Here is a 12,295-nt window from a genome sequence, read left to right as displayed (position 1 = left end):
CCGATCTCCGCAACGAGATCCCGGTACCGATCAGGCGGACATGGCCCGCAGGTGCTCCTGGGTCTCGGGGTCCTCGGAGTAGACGCACACCCCGCGCATCCCGCGCGTCAGCAGCACCTTGTACGTGTTCCGGATCAGCCGGGCGAAGTGCAGCTCCTCAGCTTTCTTCACGGCGGGGTCGTGGGAGTGCTCGCGACGCGACTCCCAGTGGTCGTCCCGCCAGACGAAGTCCTTCCCGAAGATCACCCCGGCCCAGTCGTACTCGAACCCCTGGGCGGTGTAGATGCAGCCGACCTGGCCGAAGCCGCGTTCGTCGCTGGCCCAGTAGTGCGAGGCGGGCGCGTCGGGGACGCGCTGTTCCGGCTTCGCGTTCCACGGCCGTTCCCAGTCGCCGATGCGCACGTCCGGCACGAGGACCTTCGTGCCTTCCTTCGTCACCGGGTCGCTCCACTTCCAGCAGTACCCGGCGGCGATCCGCGCCGTGCCACCGTCCTTGGCCTGCCGGTCGAGCAGCCACGACTCCATCTCCCGCGGCGACTCCGCGCTGCGCACCACGAACTCGTCATCGGTTCGGGTGACCAGCGACGACCACGGCGCGGGCGTGCCCTTGACGCCGATGAGCCTTGTGACCCACGCGTCGAAGAACTCGGAGCCGCCACAACGGAACTGGCCGCCGAGCCGGACGACCTGGACGTCACAGCCGGCCGCCTCCGCCGCGGCTTCGATCTCCACCTGCGACCCCATCTCGCCGGGACGCACGGTCTGGTGCTCGTCGAGCAGGAACACCGGCACCCTGGCGGCGTCGAGCAGCTCCTCGATCTGCCGGCGCGCCTTCTCCCGCACCGCCTTCGGGGTGTAGCGCTTGACGCTGGTCTCGCGGATGCGGTGCGCCTCGTCGCAGATGAGCACGTCGAGCCCGAACCGCTCGACGTCGATGAAGTCGTTGAAGAACTTGAACATCGTCTGCACGCGGCGGTTGCGACGTCCCGCGTGCTTGCGCATGGTGTTCGTGAACGAGCTGGAACCCGTCGCGTGCAGCGCGGTCCGTCCCTGACGAGCGAGTTCGCCGAGCAGACTCAGGGCGATGACGCTCTTGCCGGAACCAGGGCCGCCGAGCACGATCACCGCGGTCTGCTTGCGTGACGCACGGGCCTTCTCCACGGCCTTGGTGACCAGGCGGTAAGCGACCTGCTGCTCGTCCAGGAGCACGAACTGCTCGCGTTCCTGGAGCTCCTTGGCCGCTGCGGTCAGCAACGGCTTGGACGGGGCGTGGCGCATGCCGAGGAACTCGTCGGCGGCCTGGCGAGCACCGTCCCTGGTCGCGGCGTCCTCGTTCAGCACGGAGCGGAGCCGGTCGGTCAGCCTGCTCTTGCTGTCCAGCGTGTACAGATCGCCGAACTCGTCGACCGCGTACTCCGAGATCCGCCAGACGCCGGCCTCGCGGGCGTTGTGCAGGTAGGCGACGCCGTGCAGAGAACCCGGCTGCTCGGCGAGGGCCGGCGTCGAGTCGACCAGGTACTCGCAGTAGCGCCGCACCTGCTCGACCGGGTGCAGCACCGGCTGGGAGTAGTGGTCGATCTTCACCAGATCGTCGCCGTACGGCTCCGCCTTCGACCACTGCTTGAGCTCGACCAGCACGTACGAAGCCCTGCCGTGCGCCGGGTTCCGGCCGCAGAGCACCACGTCCACGCGTTTGGGGCTGTGCGGCAGCTTGTGCTCGAGCAGGACCTCGACGTGACCGAGACCCGCGTCGACCAGGTCGCCGAGGAACGCGGGCAGGCTGTTCTGCCACGACCGCACCTCGCCGTCGCTCACCCCGGCCTCGAACTGGATGCGCGCCTGGTCCTCGAGCAGCTTGTGCAGCCGGTTCTCCAGCGCGTCGGCGAGCAGCGCTTCGGCACTCTTGCGGACGAGAGCCACGGACGGTCCCCCCAATGGGCATGCGTGATCCACACACGGGTGGAGGCAGCGACGGAATCGGACGAAACCGGTGCCTGGCGGGCCGCGATCCCGAGGCTAACTGATCAAGTGGCGCTCGGGCCGACCATCGCCCGAAGGTGCTCCTGCGTCCGCTGGTCGACCGAGAACATGGTCACTCCGCGCAGTCCTCTGGTCAGCAGGACGCGGTAGGCGTTGCGCACGAGTTCGGGGAACAGAGCCGGGATCTCCTTGGCCTTCTTGTCGTGGGACTCGCGCAACTGCGCCACCCACCTGCCGTCCCGCCACACGAGGTCCTTGCCGAAGATCACCGCTGCCCAGTCGTACTCGAACCCCTGGGCGGTGTAGACACAGCCGACCTGCTGGCGCAGGCCGTCGTCAGTGGCCCAGTAGACGTGCTTGGGACCATCCGGCTGACGCTCGCGGAAGTTCCACCAGCGTTTCCAGTCGTCGATCACGATCTCGGGATTTTCCAGGTCTCGCCGGGACTCCCAGGGCCAGCAGAACCCCGCGGTGATGCGTGCTCTCTGATCTGGACCCTTGCGGTCCCGCATCCAGTTCTCCATGTCGCGCGGAGACTCACCCACGTGCACCTGGAACCCGCTGGGGGAGTTGACCTCGGACCAGACCAGGGGAGGTTCGTCGACGATCCCGAGCAGACGGTCCACCCAGCCGTCGAACGCCTCACAGCCTCCGTAACGGAACTGCCCGCGCAGGTTGATCACCTCGACCCGGCAGCCGAGCTGCTCGGCGACCCTCCTGATCTCCGTCACCGAACCGACCTCGTCCGCGCGGACGCGCTGGTTCTCGTCGAGCAGGAACACGGGCACCCGCGCCGCGTTGATCACCTCGGCGATCTGCGGCCGGTCGTCGTTCTGGCCGCGTGAGCCGGAACGGGTGCTGGACCGGCGCAACCGCTGGGCCTCGTCGCTGACGATGATGTCGATCCTGCGGCCATTCAGGGTCTGGAAGTTGTTGTTGTACTTGAACATCGCCCGCACACCGTTGTCGTTGCCCGGGTCCAGGTCGCGGCGCAGCGTCTCCGTGAACGACTGGGAGCCGGTCGAGTGGTAGCCCCTCAGGTCGAGCGCCTCGAACTGACCCACGAGGCTCAGCGCGATCGCGCTCTTGCCCGAACCCGGTCCTCCGACCACGACCACGACGGTCTTCCGCACGTGCTCGTCCGCCCCGACCAGGGCGTTCTCGACGCGTCGGTAGGCGGTCAGCTGCTGGTCCACGAGCGGGAACAGCCTGCGGTTGACCACCGCCTCCTTGGCGATCTCGATGAACTTCGCGGAAGGCCGCACCGGGAACGCGAGGAACCGGTTGGCGACGCCTTCGTTGTCCTCGTGCGAGCGGCGTGCGTCGATGAGCTCGGCCAGTCGTCGTTCGAAGTCCGACAGGTCCTCGCGGGTGTACAGCTCGCCCCAGTGGTCCTGTCCGCGGTCCAGCAACAGTTCGACGTGCGACCGCTTCGCGTTGTGCAGGAAGGCGAGTCCGCTGACGAGCTTCTCCTCCTCCGCGATCAACGGGATGGAGTGCCGGACGTAGCGGCAGTAGCCCTGGATCTGGTCCACGGGATGTGAGCGGAGCTTGTCCTTCGCGGACAGCCGGACGAGCCCTCCCACCACGGAGTGCACGTTCTCCCACTGCTTCAGCTCGACGAACACGTAGGACGGACGACCTGTCACGGGATTGGTACCGCAGACGACAGCGTCGATCCGCAACGACGAACGCGGCAAGGTGTACTCCAGCAACACCTCGCTCTCCCCGAGCCCAGCCGAGACCATCGCCTCCAGCAACGCCCGCGGGCTTTCGCTCCACGACTGGATCTCACCCGACACGTAGCCGAAGCGGTCGAACTGGGCCTTCGTGAGCCGAGAGGTCAGAACGCCCTGCCGTGCCTGCGACAACAGACCAGCGGCCGAGCCTCGAACGAGCGGCACTATCTCCCCCAAGATCACCACGCGTGACAGCCTGATCAGGCTATACCCAAACGAGTGACGTGGGTCTGGTTTCGCGGGGCGTGGAAGGGGAGCGGGTGGTGATCACGATGGGGTGATCCCCGTGGTGGCGTTGATCGACGAACGCCCCGCCTTGCGCCGATCGGCCTAATCTCCCGCCATGCGGACGAGGCTGACCCCCATGCAGCAGGCGGTGGTGGACGCCGGTCGCCCCCTGCCCCAGCTGACCGATCCGCTGGAGGTCGAGCTTCAGGTCAGCGCGTTCGCGGGCCCCTTCGCCGACAACGAAGAACTCTGGGAAGTGGTCGTGAGGCACCTGGACGAGGTGCCGAGCAGGCGCAGCGCCGCGCTCCTCACCGCGCTCGGCCATCTCCTTCCCGGGCGGTCCGGGAGCTGGGCCAAGGAGGCGGCTGCTCATCAGCCCGGGCCGCAGTGGGATCTGGGAGCGCTTTCATTCGGGGAGTGCTGGATCGGGGACCGGTCGATCGACGCGGGATATTTGGCACTGCTGTGCAGTTATGCGTACGGGGATGTGCCTCATGCGATGGTTTTCATGATCGACGAAATCAGCGGGAGCTTGACTCGGCACGCCTTTCTCACGCGGCAGGTCGAGGAGGCGCTCGCCAGGTTGCGGGATGAGATGCGGTTGGAGTTGATCACTCCGGTGGCTGCTCACTGGCTGCTCAGCCGCAGTTATGACCGGTTTGAGCGGCGGCCTGGGCTCGGGGTGAGTCTGGATGTGCACCAGACTCGGTTGGTGGCGCGCAGGCGTATTGCGTTGGCGATGAATTGACGTGGGTGTGCGCATCGCAACGTGGTGATTCAGTCGACTGTGCAGATTGTCTGTAGCTCGATCGTGGGTGGGCTATTACTGTCCGGGTTGTCGATCACAGGGCGGAGGGATGGTTGTGGCCGCTCTTCTCGGGCGTGATGATCAGGCCCTCAGCCGGGTGCCGGATCAGGCGCGGCACGGGTGGTTGTCCGTTGCCACGCAGCGGTTCGGGCAGACGACGGCGCTCAGCCAGTTGCTGTTGGGGGCGACGCTCGGGTTCGGGATGTCGTTCTGGGACGCGGTGCTGGCGTTGACGATCGGGGCGGTGCTGCTCAGCGTCGTCGCGGTCGGTGTGGGGGTCGTCGGGCAGCGGGAAGGGCTTTCCACCGCGCTGCTCAGTCGGTGGACCGGTTTTGGGCACGCCGGGTCGGCGGTGCTGGGGTTGATCATCGCCCTGTCGTGCACCGGGTGGTTCGGGGTGCAGACCGGGCTGGCCGGGGCCGCACTTGCCGGCACGGCCGGGGTGTTGCCGGCGCCGGTGTGGGCGTTGGCGTTCGGGATCCTGGTCACGGTCATCGCGGCCTACGGGTTTCGGTGGATGGCGTGGACCTCGTACGTGGCGGTGCCCGCGTTCCTGGCGTTGCTGGGGTGGGTGTTGCTCGTCCACGTGGACGATGTCGGTGCCGCGGTCGGTCGGAGTCAGGTCAACTCGATCGGGATGTTGACCGCCATCACGTTGGTGACCGGCAGCTTCATCGTCGGGGCGGCGATCGCGCCGGACATGACGCGCTTTCACCGCAACGGGTGGGACGTCGTCAAGCAGACGGTTCTCGGGATCACGGCCGGCGAGTGGGTCATCAGCCTGGTCGGGGTGTTGCTGGCGCGGGGGCTCGGCACCACGGACGTCCTGGGGGTGGTGACCGGGACCGGTGGGTGGATCGGGGCGCTGATCGTCGTCACGGCGGTGCTGAAGATCAACGACTGGAACCTCTACTCGGCCTCGCTCGGGCTCGTGAACTTCGTCGACGCCGTGTTCCGCCTCCGGATCAGCCGCGCGCAGGTGACGGTCATGGTCGGGTGCGCGGGGAGTTTCCTCGCGGCGGCCGGGATCGTGCAGCAGTTCAGCCACTTCCTGGTGTTGCTCGGGGTGGTGTTCCCGCCGGTCGCGGGGATCATGATGGCCGAGTACCACGTGGTGCGGCGGTGGCGGAACGAGATCATCTCGACGCGCCCGCACGTGCCCCGGTCGGCGCCCTCGTGGGTGCCCGCGACGGTGGTCATCTGGCCCGCCTCGGCGATCCTCGGCGAGGTGCTGCCGTTCGGGCAGTCCAGTCTGAACTCGCTCGTGCTCGCGTTCGGCCTGTACGTGACGGCGGGGCGGCTCGACCTGTTGCAGATGCGGACGCGCCGGGCCACCACCCGCAAGATCGGCGAAGCGAAGGCTGCCTGACGTGCACATCGGGATCGACGTCGGCGGCACCAACACCGATGCCGTGCTGGTGCGGGGGCGCACGGTGCTGGCCTCGTGCAAGGCGACGACGACCGCCGACGTGACGGGCGGGATCGTCGCGGCGGTCAGCGGGCTGCGGCACGCGTTCGAACCGCGGCAGATCACCGCCGTCATGATCGGCACCACGCACTTCGTCAACGCCGTCGTCGAGGGCCGCGACCTCGCTCGCACGGCCGCCGTCCGGCTCGGACTCCCCGCCACCACGGCACTTCCGCCGTTCGTCGACTGGCCGGCACGGCTGCGGCAGGCGATCGGCGGGCACGCGTACCTCTGCCACGGCGGCCACGAGTACGACGGCCGGGTCATCTCACCGCTCCAAGAGGACGAACTCGAGGCGGTGGCCGAGGACCTCGCCGCCAAGAACGTCGAGTCCGTCGCCATCTCGTCGGTGTTCTCCTTGGTCAGCAACGAGTTCGAGCGCCGGGCCGCGGAGATCCTCACCGCGCGCGTGCCGGGACTGCTGGTCAGCTTCAGCCACGAGATCGGGCGGCTCGGCCTGCTGGAGCGGGAGAACGCGACGATCATCAACGCCGCCCTGCGCGTGCTGGCCGGGCAGATCGCGGACGGCCTCGCGGACTCCCTCAAGGCCCAGGGCGTCGAGGCCCCGCTCTACCTCAGCCAGAACGACGGCACGCTGATGGACCTCGACCACGCGCGCCGCCACCCGGTCGCCACGTTCGCGTCCGGGCCGACGAACTCCATGCGCGGCGGCGCCTTCCTGGCCGGCACGGACGACTGCGCGGTGATCGACGTCGGCGGCACCACGACGGACATCGGCGTGCTGCACCGCGGTTTCCCGCGCGAGGCGTCGTCCGAGGTGCTGATCAACGGCGTGCGCACCAACTTCCGGATGCCCGACGTGCTGTCGGTGGGCATCGGCGGCGGCAGCGTGATCAGGGAAGACCGGATCGGCCCGGACAGCGTCGGCTACCGGCTGACGGACGAAGCCCTGGTCTTCGGCGGCGACACGCTCACCGCCACCGACGTCGTGGTCGCCGCGGGCCACGCCGACATCGGGGACCGCGAACGGACCCGCCACCTCGACCGCACGTTCGTCCACGACACGCTCGACCGGATCCAGGACCAGATCGCTCACCGGCTCGACCGCCTGCGCACGAGTCCCGAACCGTTGCCGGTCGTGCTGGTCGGGGGCGGCAGCGCGCTCGTCCAACGGCTTGACGGCGCCAGCGAGATCGTCCGCCCGGAACATCACGCCTTCGCGGGCGCCATCGGGGCCGCGATCGCCCAGGTCGGCGGCGAGGTCGACCGGGTGTTCACGATGGCGCCGGGCACCAGGGACGAGGTGCTCGACGGGGCCAGGCAGGAGGCCGTCGACCGGGCTGTCGCCGCAGGTGCGAGGGCGGGCAGCGTGCGGATCGTCGACGTCGAGGAGATCCCGCTCGCCTACCTCCCGGGAAACGCGAGCCGGGTGCGGGCGCGTGCGGTGGGTGATCTGCTGCCCGGCCACTAGACCCGGTCCTGCAAGTCTGTCGGGCGCCAGTGGCGGCCGAGGGAGCCGGAGGCGGCACCGCCACGACGCCCGAATACCTCCGGTATGAGGGCATCGCGGCGGCACCGCCTCCGGCTCGCTCACCCGCGCCTGCCACCTGACAGACTTGCAGGACAGGGCCTAGTGTCTCGCCCATGCACCTGCTCGGGCCCGACGAGGTGGACCAGCTCGCCCTCGGCGTGGTCGTGCTCGGCAGCGGGGGCGGGGGTGGCGAGCACGAGACCCACGCGTTCGCCGCGATGCTGCGGCACGAGATCCGGCAGAGCGGCCCGATCACGGTCCTCACGGCAGAAGAAGCCGACCTCGACGGCCACGGCATCCGGGTGGGCCTGATCGGCGCGCCGACCGTGATGATCGAGAAGCTGCCCAGCGGCCGGGAGGCCGAAGAGGCGCTGAAGGCGTTGCAGGCGCACGACTCCACGCCCGTCACGGCCGTCATCGGGTGGGAGATCGGCGGGTGCAACGGCCTGTTGCCGCTGATCCTGGCCGCCCGGCTGGGCCTGCCCTACGTCGACGTGGACGGCATGGGGAGAGCGTTCCCACGCATCGACCAGACGACGTACGCGGCGGCCGGCCTGCCCACGACCCCGCTCGCCATCACCGAACCCGGCGGCAACCGCGCGGTGCTGGACGCGACCGGCATCGAGAAGCTCGCCCGCACCGTCATGGTCGACTTCGGCGGCTGGGCGATGATGGTCGCGAAGCCGCTCAAGCTCGCGGACGCCATCAGCGCGGGCATCACGGGCTCGCTCGCGAGAGCGCTCTCGCTCGGGGATATCTGGGCGCGCAAGGAGCTCTCCGTCGAGGAACGGGCCCGGAAATCCGGCGGTTTTCTCCTCGTTCGAGGCAAAGTCGTCGAGGTCTGGCGTGAATCTGTCGGCGACTTTCCGCGCGGAACGGTGGCGCTGCGCCGCCTGGACGCCGACGATGCGTACGTGCGCCTGGAGATGCAGGGTGAGTACCTCGTCGCGCTCGCGGACGGCGAACCGCTGGTCACGACGCCTGATCTGCTGTGCTGCCTGGACGCGGAGACCGGTCAGCCGCTGACCACCGAACGGCTCGGGTTCGGCGCGGTGATCGACGTGGTAGCGCTCCCATCGCCACCCGAATGGGTACCGGAGGAGATGCGGTCCAGGGTGGACCCGAGGGCGTTCGGCTACGACCTCGGCTACGTGCCGTTCCGGGGCGCCGAGTGATCGAGGACGCCGGCTCCCTCACCGTCAGGGACCTGCTGGAGATCGGCGTGCTCGGCGAGACGGAGCTGCTCGCGGGCGCACGCGGGGTCGACACCGAGGTCGGCGACGTGCGGCTGGCGGCGGACCTCACGGCCGTCGAGGCGTGCGCGGCGGGCGACCTGGTGATCCTCACCGGGCACCAGCCGTACCTGGTCGAGGTGGCGCTGCGCCGGGCCTACAGCGCGGATGTCCGCGCGGTCGTGCTGTGCAAGCCGACGACCGGCGCCTACCAGCCGCCCTCTGCCGCCACGACCTCGTTCGCGAACCGCCTCGGCGTGCCGTTGCTGGAGATCACCGCCGACGACCCGTTGCTGGTCGCGGACGCCCTCCGCACGGCCGTGCGGCGCCCGGAGCTGAGCGCGGCGAGGCTGCTCAACGCCGTCACCGCACGCCTGGGCCGCAGCCGGACCGACCCGCGTTCGGTGATCACGATCCTGACCGGCGAACTGCACGTCAGCTGCGCGGTGATCAGCGCGGACGGCACGGCGATCGAGGGCGTCTCCCCGCCCGGCCTGCCGCCGGACCTGCTCGCGGGCTCCGTCGCCGCCACCGCCGAGATCGAGGAGGGCTTCGCCGTCGCGGTGCCGGTGGAGACCGACCGGACCGGGCACGTGCACCTGTGGCTCGTCTCGCACGGCCGCGGCCGCAACAAGCGCTGGGCCGAGACGGTGCTGCAGATCAGCCAGGTCGCGTCGTGGGCGCTCGGGAGCTGGGTCGCCGCCGAACGCCTCGAAGCCGAACGCCAGGCCCGGTCGCGCGGCTCGTTGCTGGCGGAACTCCTCGCCTGCGGCGACGACGTGCCGCCGCAGCTCGTGCAGCAGGCCGTGCTGGCGGGTTGGCGCCTCGACGGCTGGCACACCGGCATCTACGCGGTGCCCGCCACGCCCGGCCAGCTCGACACCGAACGGCTGCGCGTCGAACTCTCCCGGCGCGGCCTGCACGGCCAGCTGGTCGAGGGCGCGGAGGGCTGGAGCTTCTGGCTCACCAACGACTCCGAACCGCCGCAGTCGCAACACCGCGAGCTGACCACGAGGATCGCCCAGGCGCTCGGCTGCTGCCCGCTCGTCGCCGGCATCGGCCGCCCGCACCCCGGCGTCTCCGGCGTGGGCAAAACCCTCGCCGAGGCCCGCGAGGCCGCCGCGATGACCGGCACGGCCAAGGTCGTGCACATCGACGAACTGGGCGTGCGGCGGCTGCTGTCGATGGCGGCCGAGACGCCTGCGCTGGTCGAGCAGGCGACGCGGCTGCTGGAACCGCTGGCGGGTGTCGAGGACGGGCAGCTGCTCCGCACCCTCGCGATCTACCTGGACGAGGAGTCCGTGACGTCCTCGGCGGCGGTGCGGCTCAAGGTCCACCGCAACACCGTGGCGCAGCGGATCAACCGGGCCGAGCAGTTGCTCGGCGTCAGCCTGCTGAACCCGGACGAACGCCTCGCCGTGCACCTCGCGTGCCGGGCGGTGCGCGCCGGCGACGAGTGATCAGGTCGGCACGAACGCGGGCAGCACGGCGTCCACCTCGAACCCGCCGTCGTCGGTCGGACCGGCCGTGAGGGTGCCGCCGACCATCTCGACGCGGCCGCGCAGGCCCAGCAGGCCGGAGCCGGTGCCGGGCAGCGCGAGGCCGGGCGCGGTGGACGGCCGGGTGTTGCGGATGACCGCGCGGACCGTGCTCGGTCCACTGTGGATCGTGATCTCCGTGTGCGCACCCGGTGCGTGCTTGTGCACGTTCGTCAGGGACTCCTGGACGACCCGGTACATCGTGCGGCGCACGGCGGGGGAGATGGTGTCGGCGTCGCCGTGCTCGGTCAGCGTCACCTCCAGCGCGGAGTCGGCGACGAGCCGGGACAACCGGTCCGGCAGCACGTCCGGGATCCGCGTGGTCTGGCCCGACCGCAGCACGCCGACCAGGTCGCGCATCTCGGCCAACGCCTGGCAGCCCGCCGTGCGCAACTCCTCGGCGGCGGTGCGCGTGCCGTCGTTCTGCGCGGCGATCCGCAACGCCCCGGCGTGCAGGATCATCAGGTTCAGCCGGTGCGTCACGACGTCGTGCATCTCGCCGGCGAGCCTCGTGCGCTGGTCCGCGCGGACCCGCTCGGTCAGCAACTCCCGTTCCCGTTCGGCGAGCGCCTGCCCGAGGCTGCGCCGCGTGCCGAGGTAGAGGCCGAGGAGCCCGGCGATCACGATCAGGCCGGGCCCGGCGAGGTGCGGCACCACCCACGCCCCGGCGCCGATCGCCCACGTCACGGGGTGCGCGAACACGAGCCAGCGGTACCTCGGCGCGTGCGCGGCGACCGAGTACGCCGACACCAGCGAGGCGTAGGTCGGGGTGAGCAACGAGAGGAACGCGATCACCAGGCTCGACTCGACGGGACGCGTGCGCCGCCACCACAGCGCCGCCGCCGACAGCAGGTGGATCGCCACGTAGAAGGAGAGCGACGCGACCACGAGCCGCGACGGCAGGTCCAGGGTGAACTCGCGCGAGATCCCCAGCGCTGCCACGAGCAGCGCCGGCGCCACATCGGCGGCTCGCCTCACGCGGCTGACGATACTGGCGGTTTTGTGCCTTGGATCACCTACTGGAGCAGGGGGATGTCCCTACTTTCGCAGGTGGCGACGCCCGGCCATTCCGCCTGCCGGACGCGCACGTCCGTTGGCTGCAACTAGTCCTTTCGGAACAGCGCTGTCCACAGGAAGTCCTTGCCGAACCGCGGCGAGTCGGCGGGCTCCTCCGTCATGCGGCGCAGCTCGACCTCGGCGAGGTCCTGGAAGATCCACCGCAGCTCGTCCGGCGTGTAGCCGACGCCGCCGGCGAGCCCTGCCCGGTACAGGTCGGCGTCCGGGACGGCGGTGCCCTCCTCGGCCGTGAAGCAGGTGAGGGCGAAGTGGCCGCCGGGGACCAGCGCGCGGTCGAGCAGGGCGAGGTAGCCGACGCGGCGGTGCGGTGGCAGGTGGTGGAAGCAGCCGGAGTCGTAGATCAGGTCGTACGAGCCCTCGGTCGTGAACGCGTCGCCGTGCCGGAAGTCGATGTCGAGGCCCTCGGCACGTTCGCGCGCCCACGTGATCGCGGTGGTCGAGATGTCCACGGCGTCGACCTGGAAACCGTTGCGCGCCAGGAAGAGCGCGTTGCGGCCGGGGCCGCAGCCGACGTCGAGCGCGCGGCCGGGTTTGACCACGCCGCTCTCCACGTGCGCGACCAGGTTCTCGTCCGGTTTGGCGACGAAGAACGGCACCTCGCGGGTGCGGTCCGCGTAGAAGCGGTCCCACCAGTCGCCGGGCTGCGCGGGCAGCAGATCGTCGAGCAAAGCCATCACGTCGTCGATCGTGCGCACGTGTCGATTCACGGCAAACCCCCAGGTAGATATGGGTG

9 protein-coding genes are annotated in these 12,295 nt (G+C 69.9%); 5 read left to right on the top strand and 4 right to left on the bottom strand.

Features of this window, described 5'->3' with window-relative positions:
- Positions 1-30 precede the first annotated feature (30 nt).
- On the bottom strand, positions 31-1,920 hold the full coding sequence (locus JNUCC0626_RS25845) for a DNA/RNA helicase domain-containing protein (RefSeq protein ID WP_394613358.1): 1,890 nt from the start codon (positions 1,918-1,920) through the stop codon (positions 31-33).
- A gap of 104 nt (positions 1,921-2,024) precedes the next feature.
- Positions 2,025-3,905, bottom strand: a complete 1,881-nt coding sequence (locus JNUCC0626_RS25840) for a DNA/RNA helicase domain-containing protein (protein ID WP_394613357.1) — start codon at positions 3,903-3,905, stop codon at positions 2,025-2,027.
- 178 nt (positions 3,906-4,083) lie between these two features.
- Between JNUCC0626_RS25840 and JNUCC0626_RS25835 the strand changes: the two genes are divergently transcribed.
- The 5 genes from JNUCC0626_RS25835 (at position 4,084) to JNUCC0626_RS25815 (ending at position 10,407) form a co-directional block, all read left to right on the top strand.
- Complete coding sequence (locus JNUCC0626_RS25835) at positions 4,084-4,695, top strand: hypothetical protein (RefSeq protein ID WP_394613356.1); 612 nt, start codon at positions 4,084-4,086, stop codon at positions 4,693-4,695.
- 115 nt (positions 4,696-4,810) lie between these two features.
- Positions 4,811-6,124, top strand: coding sequence for a purine-cytosine permease family protein (locus JNUCC0626_RS25830; RefSeq protein ID WP_394613355.1), 1,314 nt, complete (start codon positions 4,811-4,813; stop codon positions 6,122-6,124).
- A gap of 1 nt (position 6,125) precedes the next feature.
- Positions 6,126-7,655, top strand: coding sequence for a hydantoinase/oxoprolinase N-terminal domain-containing protein (locus tag JNUCC0626_RS25825; RefSeq protein ID WP_394613354.1), 1,530 nt, complete (start codon positions 6,126-6,128; stop codon positions 7,653-7,655).
- A 173-nt stretch (positions 7,656-7,828) separates the two neighbouring features.
- Positions 7,829-8,890 (top strand): DUF917 domain-containing protein, encoded by a 1,062-nt coding sequence (locus tag JNUCC0626_RS25820; protein WP_394613353.1) that lies wholly within the window; start codon positions 7,829-7,831, stop codon positions 8,888-8,890.
- The gene (locus tag JNUCC0626_RS25815) at positions 8,887-10,407 is read left to right on the top strand and encodes a helix-turn-helix domain-containing protein (RefSeq protein WP_394613352.1); all 1,521 of its coding nucleotides are present in this window, start codon (positions 8,887-8,889) and stop codon (positions 10,405-10,407) included. Before JNUCC0626_RS25820 ends, JNUCC0626_RS25815 begins: the two co-directional genes overlap by 4 nt.
- Here JNUCC0626_RS25815 and JNUCC0626_RS25810 read toward each other — a convergent pair whose 3' ends face one another.
- Complete coding sequence (locus JNUCC0626_RS25810; RefSeq protein WP_394613351.1) at positions 10,408-11,463, bottom strand: sensor histidine kinase; 1,056 nt, start codon at positions 11,461-11,463, stop codon at positions 10,408-10,410.
- 125 nt (positions 11,464-11,588) lie between these two features.
- The gene (locus tag JNUCC0626_RS25805) at positions 11,589-12,269 is read right to left on the bottom strand and encodes a class I SAM-dependent methyltransferase (RefSeq protein WP_394613350.1); all 681 of its coding nucleotides are present in this window, start codon (positions 12,267-12,269) and stop codon (positions 11,589-11,591) included.
- Positions 12,270-12,295 lie beyond the last annotated feature (26 nt).

Origin of the sequence: Lentzea sp. JNUCC 0626 (assembly GCF_043632865.1) — a bacterium.
GTDB lineage: Bacteria > Actinomycetota > Actinomycetes > Mycobacteriales > Pseudonocardiaceae > Lentzea.
The sequence above is the reverse complement of the archived record's forward strand: the minus strand, read 5'-3'. Positions and strand labels throughout refer to the sequence as shown.

What these genes read in the sequence shown, in the direction of transcription:
- JNUCC0626_RS25820 (WP_394613353.1), top strand. Translation starts at nt 7,829, where the DNA reads ATGCACCTGCTCGGGCCCGACGAGGTGGACCAGCTCGCCCTCGGCGTG.
- JNUCC0626_RS25835 (WP_394613356.1), top strand. Translation starts at nt 4,084, where the DNA reads ATGCAGCAGGCGGTGGTGGACGCCGGTCGCCCCCTGCCCCAGCTGACC.